Origin of the sequence: Rathayibacter sp. AY1E2 (assembly GCF_002932325.1) — a bacterium.
Lineage (GTDB): Bacteria > Actinomycetota > Actinomycetes > Actinomycetales > Microbacteriaceae > Rathayibacter.
Map to the genome: position 1 here is coordinate 17,415 of NZ_PSVO01000016.1, position 18,003 is coordinate 35,417.

Sequence of the window (18,003 nt, forward strand, 5' to 3'; positions counted from 1 at the left end):
GTGCTCCTCGCGATCGACACCTCCTCCGGAACCTCCGTCGCCGTCGTCGACTCCGCTGGCGCCGTGCGCTCGGAGCGCACCGAGACCGACACCATGCGCCACGCGGAGGTGGTCGGCCGGCTGATCCAGGAGGCGCTCGAGGCGGCCGACGTGGCTCCCGGGGGCATCGAGGCGGTCGCCGTGGGCATGGGCCCCGGCCCCTTCACCGGCCTCCGGGTCGGGATCGCCGCCGCCCGGGCCTTCGCGCTCGGCCGCGGCGTCCCCACCCTCCCCGTGGTCTCGCACGACGCGATCGCGCTCGCCGCGCTGCGGCACGGGCGCGCCGCCGGCTTCCTCGTCGTCACCGACGCCCGCCGCCGCGAGCTGTACTGGAGCGCCTACGACGGGCTCGACGATCAGGGACTCCCCGTCCGCCTCGCCGGCCCGGGCCTGGACAAGCCGCCGGCCCTCCCGCATCCGGAGCTCCCGCGCCTGGAGGCCGAGTCGGTCTCCGCCGGCGAGCTCGGAGTCGTGGCCGCCCGCCTGCGCGCGGCCGGCCGGCCCGGTGCCGCGGACGAGCCCCTCTACCTCCGCTCGCCCGACGTCACGCTGTCGGCCGGCCCCAAGCGGGTGACCGCATGAGCGAGGCCGTGCTCCGCGACGCGCAGGCGGACGACCTCGACGCCGTCATGGCGATCGAGCAGTCCGAGTTCGTCGGCGACGCCTGGTCGCGGGGGATGATGGCGGAGGAGATCCGGAGCCGTCACACCCGGTACCTGGTCGCCGAGCAGGACGGCGAGGTGGTCGGCTACGCCGGGCTCCTCTGCCCCGTCGGCGCTCACGAGGGCGACGTGCAGACGATCGCGGTCGTCGCCCGGGTCCGCCGCACCGGCCTCGGCCGCCGACTGCTGCGCGCGCTCCTCGAGGCGGCCCGCGAGCGAGGCGCCCGCGAGGTCTTCCTCGAGGTCCGCGCCGACAACCCCGCCGCGCAGACCCTCTACCGCTCGGAGGGCTTCGAGGAGATCGGCGTCCGCCCCGCCTACTACCAGCCCGACGGAGTGGACGCGATCGTGATGCGCCTGCCGCCGACCCCGACCCAGGAGACCCCGTGAGCACCGGACCCCTCGTCCTCGGCATCGAGACCAGCTGCGACGAGACGGGGATCGGCATCGTCCGCGGCACGACGCTGCTCTCGAACACCATCGCCTCCTCGATGGAGGAGCACGCCCGCTACGGCGGCGTCGTGCCCGAGGTGGCCGCCCGGGCGCACCTGGAGGCGCTCGAGCCCGCCCTGCACGCGGCGCTCTCCGAGGCCGGTGTCGCGCTCGGCGACCTGGACGCGATCGCGGTCACCAGCGGACCGGGACTCTCGGGCGCACTCATGGTCGGCGTCGGAGCGGCGAAGGCGCTCGCCGTCTCGCTCGGCCTGCCGCTCTACGCCGTGAACCACCTCGTCGGACATGTGGGAGCCGACGTCCTCCGGGCCGACGGCAGCGAGGGCAGCCCCGTCGAGGTGCCGACGATCGCGCTGCTGGTCTCGGGCGGGCACACCTCGCTCCTGCACGTGCGCGATCTGGTGTCGGACGTCGAGCTGCTCGGCGAGACCATCGACGACGCCGCCGGCGAGGCCTTCGACAAGGTGGCGCGCGTCCTGGGCCTGCCCTATCCCGGCGGACCGCAGATCGACCGGGTGGCGGCGGACGGGGACCCGAAGGCGATCCGCTTCCCCCGCGGGCTCAGCCTGCCGAAGGACCTCGAGCGCCACCGCTACGACTTCTCGTTCTCAGGGCTGAAGACCGCGGTCGCCCGCTGGGTCGAGAAGCGCCAGGACGCGGGGGAGGAGGTGCCCGTGGCCGACGTCGCGGCGAGCTTCCGCGAGGCGGTCGCCGACGTCCTGCTCACGAAGGCGTTCGCCGCCTGCCGCGACCGGGGCGTGCCGCGCCTCCTGCTCGGGGGCGGCGTGGTCGCCAACGCCCGGGTGCGCGCTCTGGCGGAGGAGCGGTGCGCGGCCGCGGGAGTGACCCTGCGGATCCCGGCGCTCTCGCTCTGCACCGACAACGGCGCGATGATCGCCGCACTGGCGGCGCAGCTGATCGAGGCGGGGCATCCGCCGTCGGGGCTCGGCTTCGGGGCCGACTCGACCCTCCCGGTCACCGAGATCCAGGTCCGCTGAGGCCTCTACCGGGCGGCGGCCGGGCCGCGCAAGCGCCGTCCAGCTTTTTGACAGGCGGATCGTGCCACTGCCACTCTTGGCCGCATCCGCTCGTTCCTGACCCTGGGGGATTCCATGACCACTCCGTACACGCCCGCGTCCGACCGCTACAACATCCTGGCGATCATCGGCTTCATCGCCTCGTTCTTCGTCTCCATCGTGGGCATCGTGCTGGGCTTCATCGCCCTGTCGCAGATCAAGCGCACGGGGGAGAAGGGCCGCGGCCTCGCCCTCGCCGCCGTCATCATCGGCTTCGTCGCGATCATCATCACCATCATCTCGTTCGTCGCGCTCTTCTCGATCGCGGCGACCATGCCCACGACCGGGTACTGATCGACACGCCTCCGAGGCTCGGGGGCGCCCGCACCACCAGGAGGACACCGTGACCGACGACACCGCGCCCGGACCGCAGACCGGACCGGCGCCCGCGCCGTTCGCCCCTCCGCTCGGCGAGCCGTCGGCGGCCTACCCGCCGCCGACGGCCGCCGCCGATCCCTACCCCGGTCTCCCGCCCCGCCGCCCGCCGATGAATCCGCTCGCGGTCGCGGCTCTGGTGTGCGGACTGCTGGGGCTGGCGCCCGCCGCCATCGTCCTCGGCCACATCGGCTTCGCCCAGGCCCGACGCTCCGGACAGCGCGGCCGCGGTCTCGCGGTCGCCGGCTTCGTGCTGGGCTACCTCGCGATCGTCCTCGCGGTGATCGCCTACCTCGCCTGGACGGCCTTCGTCGGCGACCTGCGCGACGGCGGGTACCTGCCCGCGTGAGCGGACGGAACCCCTCCGCCCTCGGCCGCGTCGCAGCCGTCGGTGCCGCTCGCCGACTCCGCACCGCCGGCCTACGGGTCGCCGCCGCCGCCCGCGTACCCCTCGGCGCCCGCCTACTCCTCCGCGCCCGGCCACCCCGCCGCCTATGCGGCCGCACCGGCGCCCGTCGTCCCCCGCACGCTGAGCCTCGTCGGGATGATCCTCGGCATCGTCGGCCTGGTCATCACGCTCTTCGCCGCCGGTTTCGGCTTCCTGCTGTCGGCTCCGGCCGTCGTGCTCGGCTTCCTCGGACGCCGGCGCGAGCCGGCCGCGCGCGGCTTCGCGCTGACCGCGATCATCACCGGGTTCGCCGGCATCGCCGTCTCGCTGATCTACCTGGCGGTCTTCCTCGTCTTCGTCGTGGTCGCCCTCGCCGCCGGCACCTCCGGCTACTGAGCCGGCGCGGGCCGCTCGACGCGCTCCGCGAGCAGCGCGCGGTGGCGCCCGGCGATCCGCGTCAGGATCAGCACCGCGCTGCCGGTGCCGGAGAGGCCCAGCCGCTTGCGGAAGCGGGCGGGGTCGACGTCCACCCCGCGCTTCTTGATCTCGAGCACGCCGATGCCGCGGGTGCGCAGCTCCTTCGCCAGCGTGCGCTCGTCCAGCGGCAGCTCGGCGAGGACCCGGAAGCTGCGGAGGAAGGGCGAGGCGGCCGCATCGTCGCCCGTCAGGTAGGCGATGCCGGGCGAGAGCATCCGCGAGCCGCTGGAGCGCGCGAGCTCGCCCAGGAGGCGCGCGCGGATCGCGGAGCCGTCCGGCTCGTGCACGAACGCGCCGAGGGGGCCGACCTCCTCGTCCTCGCTGTCGCCCGCCGCGGTGAGCTCGGAGGAGCCGGTCGCGCCGAGCAGCAGAGCGGAGCGGCGCACGCCCGGGCGCGCCAGAGAACCGAACCAGAGCCCGGTCTCGACCAGCTCCCCGTCGACCGAGACCCACTGCGCCTCGGCGTCCCGCGGCAGGCGCTCGCGGTCGAAGCCGGGACCCACCTTCACGCCCACGGGACGCTGCTCGGCCAGGCCGAACGCGAAGTCGAGCGAGGGGGAGTAGTCGTCCGGATCGTCGAGCCGGCGGGTCTCGCGGTGGCCCGCCGTGCGGCGTGCCGGGTCCAGGTAGACGGCGTCGAAGCCGTCGAGGTCGAAGGCCTCGGCCGTCGAGTGCACGGCGCTCGCCGCGGGGAACGGGGCGAGGTTGAAGCTGGCCAGGGTCGCGGTGACCTCGTCGGCCTCGACGGCGGTGACCGCCAGGTCGATCGCGGCCATCGCGAGGGCGTCGCCGCCGATCCCGCTGCCGAGGTCGGCGACGCGCGCCGCTCCCGCCGCGGCGAACCGGCCGGCGTGCAGGGCGGCGACGCGCAGCCGCGTCGCCTGCTCGAGTCCCGCGTCCGTGAAGAGCATCGAGCGGGCGAACTCGCCGAACTTCGCCTCCGCCTTCTGCCGGAGCCTCGCCTGGGTGAGCACCGCGGCGACGAGGACGGGGGAGTGGCCGGCGGCCCGGAGGCGTGCCACGGCCCGCACCAGGTCGTCGGACCGGTAGCCGTCGAGGGAGTCGAGGAGCCGGAGGCCCTCGGGGGAGAGGAGCTCGACCAGCTCGTCGCGTCGCATCCGGCCATGGTAGGCCACGGCCTCCCGGCGGGTCCGCCGCCCCGCTTGGCACTCTGATTGCACGAGTGCCAGCGGAGCCCCTACGATGGATCTAGCACTCTCGGAGCGTGTGTGCCAGAACCGCGTTCCGCCCACATCGTCGTCAAGAAAGAGGTCAACCGTGTCGGTGTCCATCAAGCCGCTCGAAGATCGCATCGTCATCAAGCAGGTCGAGGCGGAGCAGGTGACCGCTTCCGGTCTCGTCATCCCCGATACCGCCAAGGAGAAGCCGCAGGAGGGCGAGGTCGTCGCCGTCGGACCCGGTCGCATCGACGACAACGGCAACCGCGTGCCGCTCGACGTCGCCGTCGGCGACAAGGTGATCTACTCCAAGTACGGCGGAACCGAGGTCAAGTTCGGTGGCGAGGACCTGCTGGTCCTCTCCGCTCGCGACGTCCTCGCGGTCGTCGTCCGCTAGGCAGCATCCCTCGGAAGGGCCCGTCGACCTCGGTCGGCGGGCCCTTCCGTCGTTCCCGGTCCTCCTCGCGGCCAGTGGCCTGATCCGCCCGCTACGGGGCCGTCTCCCCACCCCGCGGCTGCGTAGCATCGGGGGAGTGACCAGCTCCCGCACCCCTGCCGAGTCCGTCTCGCCGTCCCCTTCGGACGTGCCCGTCGGCGAAGGAGTGGAGGCGCTCGGAGCGGCGGGACGCCCGGGCGGGATGTCCGGCACGGGGCTGCTGTTCGCGTTCTCGGCCTACCTGCTCTGGGGTGCGATGCCCCTCTACTTCATCGCGATGGCGCCGGCGTCGCCGTTCGAGATCGTCGCGTTCCGGGTGCTCTTCTCGCTCGTCTTCTGCGTGATCCTGCTCACGGTCCTCCGCGGCTGGCGCTCCTTCGGCGCGCTGCTGCGCCGCCCCCGCCTGCTCGGCGTGATGGCGATCGCGGGCGTGCTCATCTACGTCAACTGGCAGGTCTACGTGATCGCCACGACCACGGGTCACGTCATCGAGGCGGCTCTGGGCTACTTCATGAACCCGCTGGTCACGGTGCTGCTGGGCGTCCTGGTGCTGCGCGAGCGCCTCCGGCCCCTGCAGTGGGCCGCGATGGGCGTCAGCGCGGTCGCGGTGCTGGTCATCGCGGTGGGCTACGGATCCTTCCCGTGGATCTCGCTCGCCCTCGCCTTCTCGTTCGGCCTCTACGGCCTGGTGAAGAGCCGCGTCGGCGGCACGGTGGACGCGGTCGGCGGGCTGACGCTCGAGACGCTCTGGCTGACGCCGCTCGCCGTCGTGCAGCTGGCGGTCGTCGGCTCCACGGTGGGGCTGACCCTGACGACGGAGGGGACGGGGCACGCCCTCATCCTCGCCTCGGCCGGGATCGTCACGGCCGTCCCGCTGCTCCTGTTCGCGGGCGCCGCCCGGCGCCTCCCGCTGTCGATCGTCGGCTTCGTGCAGTACCTGACGCCGTTCCTGCAGTTCCTCGTCGGGGCCTTCGTGCTGCACGAGGAGATGCCGCTCGAGCGCTGGATCGGCTTCGCGCTGGTGTGGGCCGCCCTGGCGATCTTCTCAGGCGACCTCGTCGCCGCGGAGCGCAGACGGCGCCGATCCTCCGTCTGATCTGCGGAACGCGTCGTCCTGGCGCGGCGCGACAGCGGAATGGTAACGATCCGGTCGCGAAACGTATTGGTAACACCCCTGTATTGTTCACGGCTGCTTCGAAGGTTAGGTTGGCCGAGCGGTTGCCACCGGCGCCGCTCCCACTGACACACACCTCTCAAGGAGCAACATGGGCGTTTACGCGAAGGCCGGCTCGGCCCGCGCGCGGTCCCTCCGGGCAACCCTCGGCGGCGTCGCCATTCTGGGCGCCAGCGCTCTCGTCCTCGCCGGCTGCGCCGGCGGCGGCGACAGCGGATCGGGCGGCGACAGCGGCTCGGGCGACCTGTCCCTCAAGATCGGCACGATCCTCCCGCAGACCGGCACCCTCGCCGTCCTCGGCCCGCCCGAGATCGCGGGCGTCGACCAGGCGGTCGTCGACATCAACGACGCCAAGGCCGGCATCACGATCGACGTGGAGCAGAAGGACTCGGGCGACACCACGACCGACATCGCGACGCAGTCGGCCACGTCCCTCATCGCCGACAACGTCTCCGCCATCATCGGCGCGGCGTCCTCGGGCGTCTCGAAGACCTTCATCGACCAGGTGACCCAGGCGGGCGTCGTCCAGATCTCGCCGGCCAACACCTCGCCGGACTTCACGACCTACGACGACGACGGCTACTACTGGCGTACCGCTCCCTCGGACGTGCTCCAGGGCCGCATCCTCGGCAACAAGATCCTCGGCGACGGCAAGACCAACGTCTCGATCCTGTACATGAACGACGCCTACGGCACCGGCCTCGAGAAGAACATCAAGGAGACCCTCGAGGCGGGCGGAGCATCCGTCGCGGCCGAGGAGATCTTCGAGCCGGCCTCGACCGACTTCAACTCGGCGCTGACCTCGGTCCTCGCCCCGAACCCCGACGCGCTGGTCGTCATCTCGTTCGACGAGATCAAGACCATCGCGGAGCAGCTCTCGGCCAAGGGCTTCGACTTCTCGAAGCTCTACGGCACGGACGGCAACTACGGCGTCATCGGCGAGTCCGACACCAACGTCGATATCGCCGGCGCCCAGTTCACCAACCCGGGCGTCCAGGCGTCCGAGGACTTCCAGGGCAAGCTGCAGTCGCTCGTCGAGTCGCAGGGCAACGACGCGCTGACCGTGTTCAGCTACGCGCCGGAGTCGTACGACGCCACGGTCCTGACCGCTCTCGCCGCGCTCCAGGGCAAGGCGACGGACGGTGCGACCATCCGCGACAACCTCATGTCGGTCTCGGAGGGCGGCACCAAGTGCACGACCTTCGCCGACTGCGCGAAGCTCATCGCCGACGGCGAGGACGTCGACTACGACGGCCTCTCCGGCCCGATCTCGTTCGACGAGAACGGCGACACCAGCGAGGCCTCGGTCTCGATCTACAAGTACGGCACGGGCAACACCACCTCCTTCGAGGAGACCGTCGAGGGTTCGCTGAACTGACGACGCGGTGACGCGGCTCCTGCCGCATCCCTGAGGGGGCTCGGTCTTCGGACCGGGCCCCTTCGCCGTCCCCGGAGCGCAGAGCCGGAGACGCGTCGTCGCGCGGACGCAGAGAGGCGCGGCGGTCGTCCGCGAGGGCGACCGCTGCCGGGTGCGGGAGGACGGCTCCGCGGCGTCCTGGGCCTCGCGTCGCGTCGAGGAGCCACTCCGGGGAGGAGCGGCTCGGACGGCCTGTACGCGCCTCCGAGCGCCTCTCCCGGCCTCGAGGGCGCCCTGCCGGACCGCGGGCGGGAGCGACGACGTCGAGCGGGAACGCAGAGGCGCGCGCCCTCCGGGGGGAGGACGCGCGCTCGTGGAGTGCGGAGGGCCTAGGAGGCGCGGAGCAGCTCCGCCTCCTGCGCCAGGCGGTACGTGACGAAGGAACGGCTGTAGTTGCGGCGCTTGCCGCCGGTGGTCTCGGCGATGACGACCTGGGCGTAGACGCCGACGACGCGCCAGCGCTCGTAGTCGCCGATCGCACCGGTGCCGAAGCCGGCTCCGAGTTCCACAGGGGCGGGGGTGTAGCTCTTCATGGTCGGCTCCTTCGAGGCGGACGACGCGGCGCTCGAGGCGCTGCGGGGAGGGGAGGAGATCGGCGACCGATCGCGGTCCCTACCGGGGGAGAGGGGAGCGGGACGTCCCCCTGCAGGGCTGTCCCGTGTCCCCAAAACTACGGCAGGAAGGGCGATCTCCTGTCCCCCTCGTGGGGGTCGCCGAAGCGGAGAGACTCTCGCTGTCCTGCCCTCGTCCCGCGGACAGGAGACCGAGGGTCCGGCCCGCCGTTCCGCCGACTTCCTGGGGGTTCGGCGGGCATCGCGGAGAGACCGGTGAAGGCCTGTCCGCGCCGGGAGAGCGGCCCCCCCGCCTCCCTTCTGCGGCACCCCGTGCCGGCGCGTCTCCGGGCATCGAGCCGCCTGCCTTCCCGCCCTGCTCGGAGTGGTCTCCGAGCCGCCCGGCGCCCTGGGCGAGCGGCCCCGCCTCCGCCCCGGAGCCGCACCGGCCCCTCGGCCCCGCTCGCGCCCGCTCCGCGCCCCGGCGACGACGAAGGGCCCGCCGTCCGGAGACGACGGGCCCTTCGCAGCGGGGGTCAGCCGCCGACGGTCGGGGTGCTCGTGGTGACCTCGTTGGTCGTCGCGAGCGTGCCCAGGTAGAGCTCGATGACCTTCGGATCGTTCATCAGCTCCCGGCCCGCGCCCTCGTAGGCGTCGCGGCCCTGGTCGAGGACGTAGCCGCGGTCGCAGATCTGCAGCGCCCGCCGCGCGTTCTGCTCGACGATCATGATCGAGACGCCCGCGCGGTTGATCCGCTGCACGTTGACGAAGGTCTCGTCCTGCCGCATCGGGGACAGGCCGGCGCTGGGCTCGTCGAGCAGCAGCATCGACGGGTCCATCATCAGAGCCCGCGACATCGCCACCATCTGGCGCTCACCGCCCGAGAGCGACCCCGAGCGCTGCTTGAGCCGCTTGCTGAGCTCCGGGAAGAGCTCGGTGACGAACTCGAGCCGCTCCTTGTACAGCTTCGGCTTCTGGTACATGCCCATCTCGAGGTTCTCCTCGATGGTGAGCGACGGGAAGACGTTGTTGTTCTGCGGCACGAAGCCCACGCCCTTGGACACCAGCTTGTCGGCCTTGAGGCCGGTGATGTCCTCGCCGTTCAGCAGGACGGTGCCCTGGCGGATGTTGACCAGGCCGAACATCGCCTTCAGCAGCGTCGACTTGCCTGCACCGTTCGGGCCGATGATCCCGACGAGCTCGCCGCGCTTCACGTAGACGTTCGAGCCGTTGAGGATGTTGACCCCCGGCACGTAGCCCGCGTGCAGGTCGTGCGTCTCGAGGGTGTTCGGAGTCGTCGTGTCGGCGGTCATCTCTCGTCCTTCTCGAATTCGACGGCCGGGGCGTCGGTCGTCGGGGCGACGCTCGTCGGCGCGGAGGCCGACGGGGACGCCGTTCCGGCGGCCGGAGCGTCGTGGCCGGGCGTCGGGATGCCGGCCTGCTCCGCCTGCCGCTCCACGTCCTCCCGGACGAGGTCGGAGTCCATCTCCTCGGCGATCTCGAGCTGGCCCTCGATCGTGCCCAGGTCGGTGTCGTGGTGCGCGCCCAGGTACGCGTCGATGACGGCCGGGTCGTTCATCACGGTCGAGGGCGGGCCCTCGGCGACGACCTTGCCCTCGGCCATCACGATCACCCAGTCGGCGATCGTGTTGACCATGTGCATGTCGTGCTCGACGAAGAGCACGGTCATGCCCTCGTCCTTCAGGTTCACGATGTGACCCAGGAGCGACTGCGTCAGCGCCGGGTTCACGCCGGCCATCGGCTCGTCGAGCATGACGAGCTCGGGCTCCGACATCAGCGCCCGCGCCATCTCGAGCAGCTTCTTCTGGCCGCCCGACAGGCTCGACGCGTAGTCGTCCCGCTTGGTGTCCAGCTTGAACTTCTCGAGCAGGCGGATCGCGCGCTGCTCGATCGAGTCCTCCTCCTTCGACCACAGCGGGCGGATGAGCGAGGTGAAGATGTTCTCGCCCTTCTGCCCCTTCGCGCCGAGCAGCATGTTCTCGAGCACCGTCATGCCGCCGAGCGCCTTGGTGAGCTGGAACGTGCGCACCATGCCCATCCGCGACACCCGGTAGGCCGGGACGTTGGCGAGGTTCTTGCCCTTGAAGTTCCACTTGCCGGTGTTGGGCTTGTCGAAGCCCGTCAGCAGGTTGAAGAACGTGGTCTTGCCGGCCCCGTTCGGGCCGATCAGGGCGGTGATGGATCCGCGGGGGATCTCGAGGTGCTCGACGTCGACCGCGGTCAGGCCGCCGAAGCGGCGGCTGACGTTGTCGGCGACGACGATGGGGTCCTTCTTCCTGACCCCGGGGACGATTGCTTCCTCGGTGATGTCCGAGACCGGCGTCTTAGGCAAAGTGCAGATCCTTCTTCTTGCCGAAGATCCCCTGGGGTCTGAAGATCACCAGGAGCATGAGGGCTACCCCCACCACGATGAACCGGATGGGTCCGGTCTGCACGGTGGTGAGGCGGATGAGGTCGTTGTTGAGGACCCCGGTGTCGATCCCGAGCGTGAGCAGTCCGTCGGTCAGACCGAGGACGACCCAGAAGATGATCGAGCCGACGACGGGTCCGAAGACCGTCGCGGCGCCGCCCAGCAGCATGATCGTGTAGAGGAAGAACGTGAGCTGGGTGCCGTAGTTGTCGGGCTGGAGCGAGCGGGGGAGGATGAACAGCGCTCCTGCGAGGCCTCCGAGCACGCCGCCCAGGATGAGCGCCTGGATCTTGTACGAGAAGACGTTCTTGCCGAGCGAGCGCACGGCGTCCTCGTCCTCGCGGATGCCCTTGATGACGCGGCCCCAGGGGCTGCGCATCAGGAGGAACACCAGGAGGCAGGCCAGGAGCACGAGGCCCCAGCCGACGATCCGCACCCACCACTGGTCCTGGCTGTAGGTGAGGACGCCGATGCCCCAGCGGCCCTCGGGGAGCGGGTTGAGGTCGTTGAACGCCTTCGCCGCGCCGTTGATGCCCTCCGAGCCGCCGGTGATCGCCGAGAACTCGGGGGTCTTGACCGAGAGCCGGATGATCTCCGCCGCCGCGATCGTGACGATCGAGAGGTAGTCGGCCCGCAGCCGCAGCGTCGGGATGCCCAGGATGAGCGCGAAGACGGTCGCCGCGACGATCGTCGCGAGGAAGGAGCCCCAGACGGGCCATTCGAACTTGACCGACGTGATGGCGAAGGCGTAGCCGCCCACCGCCATGAAGCCGGCCTGTCCGAAGTTGAGCAGCCCCGTGAATCCGAAGTGGATGACCAGGCCGATGGTCGCCAGCGCGTACGCGGCGACAGTGGGATCGACGATCTGCCCGATCGCCAGCCAGATGAAGTTGAGGTTCATGGTGTCCTAGCCGATCCGTTCCTTGCGGCCCAGGATTCCCTGCGGCCTGACCAGGAGGATGATGATCATGAGAACGAGCGGAGCCACGTACTTGAGGTTCTCCGGGATCCAGATCGTCGAGATGTTCATCATCAGTCCGATGATGAGCGAGCCGACCAGCGCGCCGTAGGCGGAGCCGAGTCCGCCGAGCGTGATCGCCGCGAAGATCAGCAGCAGGATCGACGCTCCCGTGTCCCAGCGCAGCGACTGGTAGTAGCCGATGTAGACGCCCGCCAGCGCGGCGAGAGCGCCCGACATCACCCAGACGACGCGGATGACGCGCTCGACGTTGATGCCCGAGGCGGAGGCGAGGGCCCGGTTGTCCGAGACCGCCCGCATCGCCTTGCCGATCTTCGTCTTCGTGAGGACGTAGGCCACGGCGACGATGCAGACGACGCCGACGACGGCGCCGACGATGTCGGTGAACTTCAGGCTGATCCCGAGCTCCGGCACCGTGAAGAACGGAGCGGTGCTGTTGGGGAGCGAGAGCCGGTCGGCTCCGAAGAAGAAGACGAACACGTAGCGCAGGGCCAGCGAGAGGCCGATCGTCACGATCATCAGCGGGATGAGCTGGATGCCCTTCTTCCGCAGCGGCTTCCAGAGCAGTCCGTCCTGGACGAAGCCGAAGGCCCCGCCGAGGATCACCGCGATCGGGATGGCCAGCAGCGCCGGGAGTCCGAAGACCCCGGAGAAGAGGTACGCCATCAGCGCGCCGAAGGTGACCAGCTCGCCGTGGGCGAAGTTGTTCAGGCCGGTCACGCCGTAGATCAGCGAGGCGCCGATCGCCGCGAGGGCGATCAGGAGCCCGAAGATCAGGCCGGTGACGACCTTCGGCCAGAAGATGATCCAGAACGTGTCGGCCGACACCGGCTGGTTCACCGCATTGGACGTGCCGTCGGGGTTCGTCGCGTCGTTGCCGGTCGTGCCCTCGGTCGCGGGGCTCGTCGGAGCCGCGGAGTCCGTCGGGACCGGGACGGTCGCTCCGGAGCCCTTCGGGTTGGCCGTCGAGACGATGAAGTTCACGATCTGGTTCTGCGAGGCGACGATCTTCACCTGCTTCGGGTTCTGACCCGCGGCGGGGTAGCCCTTGTCGGCGGGCAGGGACTCCTCGTCGACGGTCACCGTGTAGGTGCCCGCGGCGTCGAGGGGGAACGTGGCCCGGCCGTCCTCGCCGGTGGTCACGGTCGCGGAGGCGTCGCCGCCGATCTCGACGGTCACCCCCGTCAGGTTCTCGTTCGTCCCCTGCACGCGGACCCAGGCGATGATCGACTGGTCGGCAGTGGTGGCGGCGAGTGCGGCGGGGGCCGCCGCGGCGATCCCGGTGAGGGTCGCGGCGAGCAGACCCAGGGCCAGGAGCCGGTCTCGGAGCCTCGGGCGTCTCCTATCCACGGGGCGCCTCCCGGTCCGTCGGATGCAGGGTCGTCGAGCGCTGGCGGCGCATCGAACGGCTGGCTGTGAGCAAGACGTCTACCTCTCGTCAGGGTGCACAGACGGATGGGGTCTCCGGGCACGCCCGAATCGCCGTCGTCAAACAACGTTGGTTGACCATACGTTCCGCATGTGTCGGCGGTGTTTCACCGTCCGCACTTACGCGTGACGACATTATGAGGGAGAGGAGAGCGCTCCAGCGCCCATCCGCGGCCCGGCGGCCGCGCCGTCGAGGAATACCGCGGGCCCTGCGGCGCTTAAGATCGAACAACCGTGGCGCTCGTGAGCGGACTCCTCCCGTCCTCTCCGGGCTCCCGCACTCGACCTGCTAAGGGGCATTGATGGACCAGCCGGATCCCTTCGGATTCCTCGGACTCACCTACGACGACGTCATGCTCCTCCCGGGGCACACCGACGTCATCCCGAGCGAGGCCGACACGGCCTCCCGTCTCACCAAGCGCATCAGCGTGGCGACCCCGCTGCTCTCCGCGGCGATGGACACCGTCACCGAGGCGCGCATGGCGATCGCGATGGCCCGCCAGGGCGGCCTCGGCGTCCTGCACCGCAACCTCTCCATCGCCGACCAGGCCGACCAGGTCGACCGGGTGAAGCGGAGCGAGTCGGGCATGGTCTCGAACCCCGTCACCACCACCCCGGACGCCACCGTCGCCCAGGTCGACGACCTCTGCGGACAGTACCGGATCAGCGGCCTCCCCGTCGTCGACTCGACCGGCGTGCTCGTGGGCATCATCACCAACCGCGACATGCGCTTCGTCTCGCCGTTCGAGAAGGCGACCACGCTCGTCCGCGACGTGATGACCAGCACCGGCCTGATCACGGGACGCGTCGGCATCCCCGACAGCGAGGTCATCGCCCTCTTCGCGCAGCACAAGATCGAGAAGCTGCCGCTCGTCGACGCGCAGGGCAAGCTCGCCGGCCTCATCACGGTCAAGGACTTCGACAAGTCGGAGCAGTACCCCAACGCCACGAAGGACGACGAGGGCCGCCTGCGGGTCGGCGCCGCGATCGGCTTCTTCGGCGACGCCTGGCAGCGCGCCACCGCCCTGCTCGACGCGGGCGTCGACGTGATCGTCGTCGACACCGCCAACGGCGACTCCGCCGGCGTGCTCGACATCATCCGCCGCCTGAAGTCCGACTCCGCCTTCGCCGGCGTCGACGTCATCGGCGGCAACGTCGCGACCCGCTCCGGGGCGCAGGCCCTCGTCGACGCGGGCGCCGACGCCATCAAGGTCGGCGTCGGCCCCGGCTCGATCTGCACCACCCGCGTCGTCGCCGGCGTCGGAGTCCCGCAGGTCACCGCGGTCTACGAGGCGTCCCTCGCCGCGCGTGAGTCCGGCGTCCCCGTCATCGCCGACGGCGGCCTCCAGTACTCCGGCGACATCGCCAAGGCGCTCGTCGCCGGCGCCGACACCGTGATGCTGGGCTCGCTCCTCGCGGGCTGCGAGGAGAGCCCCGGCGACCTCGTGTTCCAGAACGGCAAGCAGTTCAAGACCTACCGCGGGATGGGCTCCCTCGGCGCCCTGCAGACCCGCGGCGAGCGGACCTCCTACTCGAAGGACCGCTACTTCCAGTCCGACGTGCCCACCGACGACAAGCTGATCGCCGAGGGCATCGAGGGCCAGGTGCCCTATCGCGGCCCGCTCGCGAACGTGGCGTACCAGCTCGCCGGCGGGCTCCGCCAGTCGATGTTCTACGTCGGAGCGCGCACCATCCCCGAGCTGAAGGAGCGCGGGAAGTTCGTGCGCATCACGGCGGCCGGGCTGAAGGAGTCGCACCCGCACGATGTGCAGATGGTGGTGGAGGCGCCGAACTACCGGCGCTGAGGGGTCTGGTGGGGTCCGGCGGCGGATCGGGATCGCGGCCCCTCTGCCCGATGGGCCTGCGGCCCATACGCCCACCACGCCGGAGGGGCCGCGATCCCGATCCGCCGCCTCCCTCCGGTAGACGAGCACCGATTCTCGGCTGAGGGGCGGGGGACGCAGCGCGAGCGGCGCGGGGCGCCGCCGCGACTGCGGGGGGAGGCTTCCGCCTGTGCCGACGGGGGAGTGGTCGTGCACCGCGCGCGAGCGCGACGGAGTGGGGACGGGCTTCCCGCTTTGCAGCGAATCGTGGTGGCGGCCGCGCTGGCTCCACCTGCTGGTGGTGTGCGCCCGCTGGCGTCGATCGCGGCCCGGTGCGGAGCCCGGTGCGAGCGGTAACCGGCGAGGAGCGCGCCACGGCTGACACCGCTGAGCGGTAGCCGGCGGTCCGCGTGCGAGCGGATCGGCGTAGCGCGGACGCGGGACGCTCCGCGGAACGCGACCGCCCGCTCGGGCCGACCGCGGGCGAGCGGCGAGCGGCGAGCGGAGCGAGCCACGGCTGACACCGCTCAGCGGTAACCGGCGATCCGCGTGCGAGCGGATCGGCGTAGCGCGGACGCGACCCGCTCTGCGGAACGCGACCGCCCGCTCGGGCCGACCGCGGGCGAGCGACGAGCGGAGCGAGGAGCGAGCCACAGTAAACTCAGCGTCATGGAGATCGAGATCGGTCGCGCCAAGCGCGCCCGCCGCGCGTACGCCTTCGACGACATCGCCGTCGTCCCGAGCCGCCGGACGCGCGACCCCGAGGTCGTGTCGGTGAAGTGGTCGATCGACGCGTACCAGTTCGCGACGCCGATCCTCGCCGCGCCGATGGACTCGGTGGTGTCGCCGGCGACGGCGATCCGGCTCGGGCATCTGGGGGCGCTGGGCGTCCTCGACCTCGAGGGCCTGTGGACGCGGTACGAGGACCCGGAACCGCTGCTCGAGGAGATCCGTCGGCTTCCGGCCGAGACCGCGACGCAGCGGATGCAGGAGATCTACTCCGCTCCGATCCGCCCCGAGCTGGTGACCGCGCGCCTGGCCGAGATCCGCGCCGCGGGCGTGACCGTCGCCGGGGCCCTGTCGCCCCAGCGGACCGCGGAGCTGTACCAGACCGTCGTCGACGCCGGGGTCGACGTGTTCGTCATCCGCGGCACGACCGTCTCGGCCGAGCACGTCTCGCGCGACACCGAGCCGCTGAACCTCAAGAAGTTCATCTACGAGCTCGACGTGCCCGTCATCGTCGGCGGCGCCTCCACCTACACCGCGGCCCTGCACCTCATGCGCACGGGCGCCGCGGGCGTCCTCGTCGGGTTCGGCGGCGGTGCCGCCTCCACCACCCGCACGACGCTCGGCATCCAGGCTCCGATGGCGACCGCGGTCGCCGATGTCGCCGGCGCTCGCCGCGACTACCTCGACGAGTCGGGCGGACGCTACGTGCACGTCATCGCGGACGGCGGCCTCGGCACCTCCGGCGACATCGTGAAGGCCGTCGCGGTGGGCGCGGACGCCGTGATGCTCGGCTCGGCGCTGGCGCGCGCGACCGACGCTCCGGGCGGCGGCTGGCACTGGGGCGCGGAGGCGCACCACCCGCAGCTGCCGCGCGGCCGCCGCGTCGAGGTCGGCACCGTCGGCACCCTCGAGCAGGTCCTCTACGGCCCGGCCACCGGCGCCGACGGCACGGCGAACCTCATCGGCGCCCTGCGCCGCTCGATGGCGACGACCGGCTACTCCGACCTCAAGGAGTTCCAGCGGGTCGAGGTCGTCGTCGCGCCGTACCAGCCCAGCTGACGCTCACCGACCGAGGCGATCCTGACCGTCGAGGCCGCCAGGAACAGCGGGCTCCCTCGACGGCCCGGGGGTCCGTCGACGCGGCGGACGCGGGCCCGGGTCGGCCGGACGATCAGCGGGCGGGCATCGCAGGCCTCGCGTCGGCCCCAGCGGACGACGCTGCGGACCCGCGCGGAGCCGATCCTCCCGGCAATTCACGGCGAGAAGCACGTGCTCGGGCGAGCGGCCCCCGAGGAACGCCGGGTCGGTTCGGATCGACGGCGGTCTGCGCGAGATCCGAGACGGCGAGTCCGTCGATCAGTGCGGGTGAGGGCGGACGCGCGCTCCGCGACGCCGTTCCACGTCCGGCTGCCCAGGTCCGTCGCCCCTCGACATGCACGGTCTCCGCGAGCGGCTCGACCAGGGGGAGTCCCGGACCGCCGCCGCCGACTCGTGGAGGACGAAGGGCGCGCTCCAGGTCGCGGCCACGGCGTCGATCCGCGCCCGCTGCCGCTCGTCCGCGGAGGCCCTCGCCCACTCGCCGGTCCGCGCGTACCGCGGCGCAGCCGCACGAACTCGTCCGACCGGCCTCACGCCCCGTCTGGATAGATCCCCACTGCACGCTTCCGCCCACCTTCCCCTCCCGCCCGCTCCCTCTGTGGAGACTCCCCTCCACTCCCTGCGGACAGCGGTGGAGCCCGGACCGTCGAGGCCGCCGGGAAACTGCGGGATCCCTCGACGGGTCGGGGTTCCCTCGGCAGGAGGGCTCCGCACGCGCCTAAGCTGGAAGTCCCGAGTGGGAGCGCCGCACGGCGCGGAGGGAGCACGCATGGTCGAGGTCCGCAGGGTCAAACTGCCCGGTGTCGGCGTTCTGCACACGTTCCTGACGGCGGACGGCGGCAAGGTCGGGGTCATCGCCCACCGCTCGGGCCACAGCGACCTGATCACGTTCGCCGAGGGCGACCAGGACGGCGCCAAGGTGTCCCTCCGCCTGAGCGACGACGAGGCGCATACCCTCGCCGAGCTGCTCGGCGGCACGCAGATCACGGAGTCGCTGACCGCGCTCGACCAGATCCCGGGCCTCTCGATCGACTGGTTCACCGTCGACTACGACGACCACATCGCCGGACAGCAGCTCGGCAAGCCCGCCGACCGCGGGATCGTCGGGCTGACCGTCGTCGCCGTGGTCCGGGGCGACGCCGCCAATCCGGCGCCGGCCCCCGACTTCCGCGTCTTCCCCGGCGACACCCTCGTGGTCGCCGGCAGCCCCGAGAAGGTCGCCAAGGCGTTCGCGTTCTTCCGCACCGGCAGCTTCGCCAAGACGGTCGACGCCCCGCCCGGAGCCTGAG

Annotated in this window: 18 protein-coding genes; 12 read left to right on the plus strand and 6 right to left on the minus strand. The window is 71.5% G+C overall.

Features of this window, described 5'->3' with window-relative positions; translation table 11 throughout:
* The 6 genes from tsaB (at nucleotide 1) to C5C49_RS12040 (ending at nucleotide 3,389) form a co-directional block, all read left to right on the plus strand.
* Nucleotides 1–621, plus strand: coding sequence for a tRNA (adenosine(37)-N6)-threonylcarbamoyltransferase complex dimerization subunit type 1 TsaB (gene tsaB / locus C5C49_RS12015; RefSeq protein ID WP_104225011.1), 621 nt, complete (start codon nucleotides 1–3; stop codon nucleotides 619–621).
* Nucleotides 618–1,091 carry a ribosomal protein S18-alanine N-acetyltransferase gene (gene rimI / locus C5C49_RS12020; protein WP_104256580.1) on the plus strand — a complete coding sequence of 158 codons (474 nt, stop codon included), beginning with the start codon at nucleotides 618–620 and terminating at the stop codon, nucleotides 1,089–1,091. The genes tsaB and rimI overlap by 4 nt, the downstream gene beginning before the upstream one ends.
* The gene (gene tsaD, locus C5C49_RS12025) at nucleotides 1,088–2,152 is read left to right on the plus strand and encodes a tRNA (adenosine(37)-N6)-threonylcarbamoyltransferase complex transferase subunit TsaD (RefSeq protein ID WP_104256581.1); all 1,065 of its coding nucleotides are present in this window, start codon (nucleotides 1,088–1,090) and stop codon (nucleotides 2,150–2,152) included. Before rimI ends, tsaD begins: the two co-directional genes overlap by 4 nt.
* Before the next feature lie 114 nt (nucleotides 2,153–2,266).
* Nucleotides 2,267–2,524 (plus strand): DUF4190 domain-containing protein, encoded by a 258-nt coding sequence (locus C5C49_RS12030; RefSeq protein ID WP_104234158.1) that lies wholly within the window; start codon nucleotides 2,267–2,269, stop codon nucleotides 2,522–2,524.
* Nucleotides 2,525–2,573: 49 nt separating this feature from the next.
* Nucleotides 2,574–2,954 (plus strand): DUF4190 domain-containing protein, encoded by a 381-nt coding sequence (locus C5C49_RS12035; RefSeq protein WP_104234159.1) that lies wholly within the window; start codon nucleotides 2,574–2,576, stop codon nucleotides 2,952–2,954.
* Nucleotides 2,955–2,996: 42 nt separating this feature from the next.
* Nucleotides 2,997–3,389, plus strand: a complete 393-nt coding sequence (locus C5C49_RS12040; protein WP_104256104.1) for a hypothetical protein — start codon at nucleotides 2,997–2,999, stop codon at nucleotides 3,387–3,389.
* Here the strand turns inward: C5C49_RS12040 and C5C49_RS12045 are convergent.
* Entirely contained in the window at nucleotides 3,383–4,588 is a 1,206-nt protein-coding gene (locus C5C49_RS12045) for an SAM-dependent methyltransferase (RefSeq protein ID WP_104256105.1), read from the minus strand. The genes C5C49_RS12040 and C5C49_RS12045 overlap by 7 nt on opposite strands.
* Before the next feature lie 160 nt (nucleotides 4,589–4,748).
* Between C5C49_RS12045 and groES the strand changes: the two genes are divergently transcribed.
* The 3 genes from groES to C5C49_RS12060 all read left to right on the plus strand — a co-directional run bounded on the left by groES (nucleotide 4,749) and on the right by C5C49_RS12060 (nucleotide 7,636).
* Nucleotides 4,749–5,045, plus strand: a complete 297-nt coding sequence (gene groES, locus C5C49_RS12050; RefSeq protein ID WP_097167691.1) for a co-chaperone GroES — start codon at nucleotides 4,749–4,751, stop codon at nucleotides 5,043–5,045.
* 241 nt (nucleotides 5,046–5,286) lie between these two features.
* Nucleotides 5,287–6,180, plus strand: a complete 894-nt coding sequence (gene rarD, locus C5C49_RS12055) for an EamA family transporter RarD (RefSeq protein WP_104224726.1) — start codon at nucleotides 5,287–5,289, stop codon at nucleotides 6,178–6,180.
* Between the two features lie 169 nt (nucleotides 6,181–6,349).
* The gene (locus C5C49_RS12060; protein WP_104238457.1) at nucleotides 6,350–7,636 is read left to right on the plus strand and encodes an ABC transporter substrate-binding protein; all 1,287 of its coding nucleotides are present in this window, start codon (nucleotides 6,350–6,352) and stop codon (nucleotides 7,634–7,636) included.
* A gap of 368 nt (nucleotides 7,637–8,004) precedes the next feature.
* Here C5C49_RS12060 and C5C49_RS12065 read toward each other — a convergent pair whose 3' ends face one another.
* The 5 genes from C5C49_RS12065 to C5C49_RS12085 all read right to left on the minus strand — a co-directional run bounded on the left by C5C49_RS12065 (nucleotide 8,005) and on the right by C5C49_RS12085 (nucleotide 12,986).
* Complete coding sequence (locus C5C49_RS12065) at nucleotides 8,005–8,208, minus strand: hypothetical protein (protein ID WP_104234164.1); 204 nt, start codon at nucleotides 8,206–8,208, stop codon at nucleotides 8,005–8,007.
* A 554-nt stretch (nucleotides 8,209–8,762) separates the two neighbouring features.
* A complete protein-coding gene (locus C5C49_RS12070; RefSeq protein WP_104224729.1) occupies nucleotides 8,763–9,539 on the minus strand; it encodes an ABC transporter ATP-binding protein in 777 nt (258 codons plus the stop codon).
* Nucleotides 9,536–10,579, minus strand: coding sequence for an ABC transporter ATP-binding protein (locus C5C49_RS12075; RefSeq protein ID WP_104251056.1), 1,044 nt, complete (start codon nucleotides 10,577–10,579; stop codon nucleotides 9,536–9,538). The genes C5C49_RS12070 and C5C49_RS12075 overlap by 4 nt, the downstream gene beginning before the upstream one ends.
* Nucleotides 10,572–11,558: a branched-chain amino acid ABC transporter permease gene (locus C5C49_RS12080; protein WP_104224731.1), complete on the minus strand. Its 987-nt coding sequence runs from the start codon at nucleotides 11,556–11,558 to the stop codon at nucleotides 10,572–10,574. The genes C5C49_RS12075 and C5C49_RS12080 overlap by 8 nt, the downstream gene beginning before the upstream one ends.
* 6 nt (nucleotides 11,559–11,564) lie before the next feature.
* Nucleotides 11,565–12,986, minus strand: a complete 1,422-nt coding sequence (locus C5C49_RS12085) for a branched-chain amino acid ABC transporter permease (RefSeq protein WP_104224732.1) — start codon at nucleotides 12,984–12,986, stop codon at nucleotides 11,565–11,567.
* A 380-nt stretch (nucleotides 12,987–13,366) separates the two neighbouring features.
* On the opposite strand from C5C49_RS12085, the gene guaB reads away from it, so the two are divergent.
* The 3 genes from guaB to C5C49_RS12100 all read left to right on the plus strand — a co-directional run bounded on the left by guaB (nucleotide 13,367) and on the right by C5C49_RS12100 (nucleotide 18,002).
* Complete coding sequence (gene guaB, locus C5C49_RS12090; RefSeq protein ID WP_104224733.1) at nucleotides 13,367–14,869, plus strand: IMP dehydrogenase; 1,503 nt, start codon at nucleotides 13,367–13,369, stop codon at nucleotides 14,867–14,869.
* A 687-nt stretch (nucleotides 14,870–15,556) separates the two neighbouring features.
* Entirely contained in the window at nucleotides 15,557–16,675 is a 1,119-nt protein-coding gene (locus tag C5C49_RS12095) for a GuaB3 family IMP dehydrogenase-related protein (RefSeq protein WP_104224734.1), read from the plus strand.
* Between the two features lie 808 nt (nucleotides 16,676–17,483).
* Nucleotides 17,484–18,002, plus strand: a complete 519-nt coding sequence (locus tag C5C49_RS12100; protein WP_068256939.1) for a cation:proton antiporter regulatory subunit — start codon at nucleotides 17,484–17,486, stop codon at nucleotides 18,000–18,002.
* Nucleotide 18,003: the final 1 nt, after the last annotated feature.